Origin of the sequence: Candidatus Darwinibacter acetoxidans (assembly GCF_041936445.1) — a bacterium.
Taxonomy (GTDB): Bacteria; Bacillota; Limnochordia; order Darwinibacteriales; family Darwinibacteriaceae; genus DTU010.
This window is the reverse complement of the sequence record NZ_JBHGXH010000022.1, coordinates 1-3,184: the sequence shown is the minus strand read 5'-3', so window position 1 is coordinate 3,184 and position 3,184 is coordinate 1. Positions and strand designations below refer to the sequence as shown.

Genomic DNA, 3,184 nt, shown 5'->3' with positions numbered 1-3,184 from the left:
GGCGGTCTTCTGTTTGTCGCGGATTGGTGTTGCCAGCGATGGTAACACCTTCCTTTTCTTGCTGATTTCGTGTTACAATAACACTGTAGAACTCTCGGCGGGAGATCTTGCCGGGTCGGAAACGCAGGGGTCGTGGAGATGGATAACTTGAGACAATACCGGATCTCCTTGTTCGGGGAGTTCACGGACAAGTCTATGGAAGACGAGTACTTGGCGGATAGTCTGACAAGATCAACTAAGCTCACTGCCTACATAGCCCTTGTCTTTGGTTCCACGCTTGGGCTTTTTCTTGTGCACAGCTACATTACTGAACGCAACACCCCGTTATTTGCCGCCGTTGCGCCCCTAAGGTTGGGCTTTATCCTGGTCTCCCTCTTGCTCTTTCTCCTCGCCAAAACCATCACTAAGCCCAAGCACTTAAGGGTCATGATCACCTTCTACCAGGCCATAATGGCCATAGTCTATCTGCTCACCCTGAAGCAGTATGATTCCCTCAACTTCTTTAGTGTCTTGGGGTTGATGGTCATAACCCTGGCGATCTACCTCCTGCCCAACAAGATAACCATTTCCCAGATCATCTCCCTCGTGTTCACCGTGGCGTTCTTTGCTTCCCCCAGCCAGAAGCTGGAGGGCTTAACCGCTCCCCAGTTTTTCAGGATCATTGCGTACCAGACCATCCTGCTCACCTACTGCAATATCAACTACTGTTGGACGGAGACCACCAAAAGAAAGGCTTTCCTGGCCAACAGGGAGCTGCTTGACCTCTCGTCCAAGGATCCCTTGACCGGCGCCTATAACCGCAAGAAGTTCGACGATGCTTTGGATGAATGGCTGCACTACTCCAAAACCTATGGCAGCTCCTTTGCCCTGATCATGTTTGACATCGACAACTTCAAGGAGATCAATGACCACCACGGCCATATTGTAGGTGACAGCGTGCTGCAACACTTGGCTGATGTGGTCAGGGAGTATATCCGCGAGACGGACGTTTTCGCCCGCTGGGGCGGCGACGAGTTCGCCATCCTTCTGCCGCATACAGATTTGCGGCGAGCACAGGGGGTGGCGGAGCGGATCAGGCAGGCCATCAACAGCAACGCCTCCCTGCAAGAGATAACCTGCAGCTTTGGCGTGGCGGCTTCTAGGGAGAACGATACGAAGCAGTCGCTTCTGCGCAGGGCGGACGATCTGCTTCTGCAGGCCAAAACCGCTGGGAAAGATATGGTTGTAGGCTGAGTCAAAGGAACCGCGAATGTCAAGAGGACCGCATAGTGCGGTCCTCGATCCATTTCTACGAGCCCTGCCTCAAAGACTGCAGGTATTCCATGGCCCGTTTGTGATGTTCATAGTCCTTGATCCAAGCTTTGTACTCCTGGCACGGGAAGTCAGCACATTCCCCGCAGTGATCTAGCCTTTTCCCCTCGCAGCAGCTGAGCAGATGACAATCGCCGCACCAATGCACGCCGGTCTTGTTCCAGCAGCCTTGACAGTACGGGGCCTTGGCCATCACAGTCTGTGCATCGGCCCTTTCCTCGATCCACCCCCTGCTTTTAAACCACTTTACCAGCGCTTCCGCGGCCTGCCTGTCGTGGGCTGCGTTGTAGATATCGCACTCATTGCAGTCGATTCCGCAGGCCGCCAATCTCATCCTGGGCAAACCTTTTCCCCCCTCAGGAGATCCAGCCAAAGGAAGTGTCTCCGCGCTCTTCATTTTTCCACAACACCCAAGTTTTCCTTCCCTAGTCGGTTAGGGCAGATTCTGTCTTTTCACCCACCAGGTTTCTGGCCCAGATTCCACTTCCCACTGCCACCAAGCTGATAACCGCCTTCAGGGGATGCTGGAGCTGGCTGAGGGGGTAGATACTCTCGATCCCCAGGGCTGTGAAGGTAACCAGAGCATAGGTGTATGGTACGCAGAATACCCAGACGTAGATGCTGTCGAAGGCCATGGTGAGCAGCGTCCTTCCCCCGGAGCGGATGGCGAAGTAAGCGCAGTTGGCAATGGCCTGGAAAGGCATGCACAGCGCGGTCGCCCTCATGAAAGCCGCAGCCAGGCTGCGCACTTCCGCCTCGGTTCGGTAGATCTGCGTAATCCAGTCGGCGCTGATGGAAAGGAGCACCCCCAGCGCGCCGGCCACCGCCACGGCAAAGAACATGAGTTTCCACACTTGGGCTTTGGCCAGTTCCCCATCGCCTGCCCCCAGGGCCTGGCCGGTCACAATGGCCACCGCGGTGCCAAAGGAGAAGAAGAACACCCCAAAGAGGGTGGTGAAGGTCTGCGCGATGTTCAGCGCCCCCACCACCGCCAGGCCTTTGGTGGACAGGATCTGCGTCATGGTGACCATACCCGAGGACCAGAGGAGCTCGTTCACCAACAGGGGCATCCCCTTCAACATGATGTTCTTGGTCAAATCCCTGCCGATACGCAGCGAGCGGTAGAGCCCGTTCAAGAAGAAGAAGCGATCCATGTTTTTGTGGGCCACCACGGCAACCACGAAAAACTCGGCCAACCGGCTGATCACCGTGGCCAGGGCTGCTCCCTGCACCCCCAGGGCTGGCAGGCCCAGTTTGCCGAAGATGAGCACATAGTTGAAGACCAGGTTAGTGAAGACCGCGACCAAAGTGGCCCGCATGGGCAGGACCGTTTCACCTGCATCCCGCAGCGCGCTGCTGTAGCTTTGGGACAGGGCAAAGGGCAAAAGCCCCCAGAGCATGATCCGCAGATACTGCAGGCCAAAGTTGAGCATGGCAGCGCTGTCCGCCGGGTCTCCTTCCCCTTGAAGGTACAGGGAGAGAAGCTGAACTGGCCAGCCGGTCAAAATGAAGATGGCCAGAGCGGTGATGATCACCGATACCAAGAGCCGGAACCGCAGGGTTTCCCGGAACCTCTGCCAGTCCTTGGCTCCCGCAAACTGCGCTCCGTAAATCCCCGCCCCCGACAGGGCTCCGAAAATGGTCACGTTAAAGACGAACATGAGGTGGTTGGCAATGGCCACACCGGACAAGTGGGCTGTCCCTAGGTTACCAACCATCACGTTATCCAACAGGTTAACAAAACTGGTTACTGTGTTCTGGATGATTACGGGGACCACCAGGCTCAGAGCCATCTTGTAAAAGGCGCGATCCCCGATGAACCTGTTTCTAAAGCGCGTCCAGATTCCCGATGCTGAAACGCTGTGCACTGCTT

At 56.0% G+C, this 3,184-nt stretch carries 3 protein-coding genes; 1 reads left to right on the top strand and 2 read right to left on the bottom strand.

Going from position 1 to position 3,184, the window contains the following annotated elements; all coding sequences use genetic code 11:
• The first annotated feature begins 138 nt into the window (after positions 1-138).
• Complete coding sequence (locus tag ACE4YL_RS00645; protein ID WP_461359934.1) at positions 139-1,233, top strand: GGDEF domain-containing protein; 1,095 nt, start codon at positions 139-141, stop codon at positions 1,231-1,233.
• 55 nt (positions 1,234-1,288) lie between these two features.
• On the opposite strand, the gene ACE4YL_RS00640 is transcribed toward ACE4YL_RS00645, so the two are convergent.
• Positions 1,289-1,645 (bottom strand): DUF3795 domain-containing protein, encoded by a 357-nt coding sequence (locus ACE4YL_RS00640; protein ID WP_461358901.1) that lies wholly within the window; start codon positions 1,643-1,645, stop codon positions 1,289-1,291.
• Positions 1,646-1,736: 91 nt separating this feature from the next.
• Positions 1,737-3,184 (bottom strand): MATE family efflux transporter (locus tag ACE4YL_RS00635; RefSeq protein ID WP_461369000.1); only part of this gene is annotated, 1,448 nt, incomplete at its 5' end.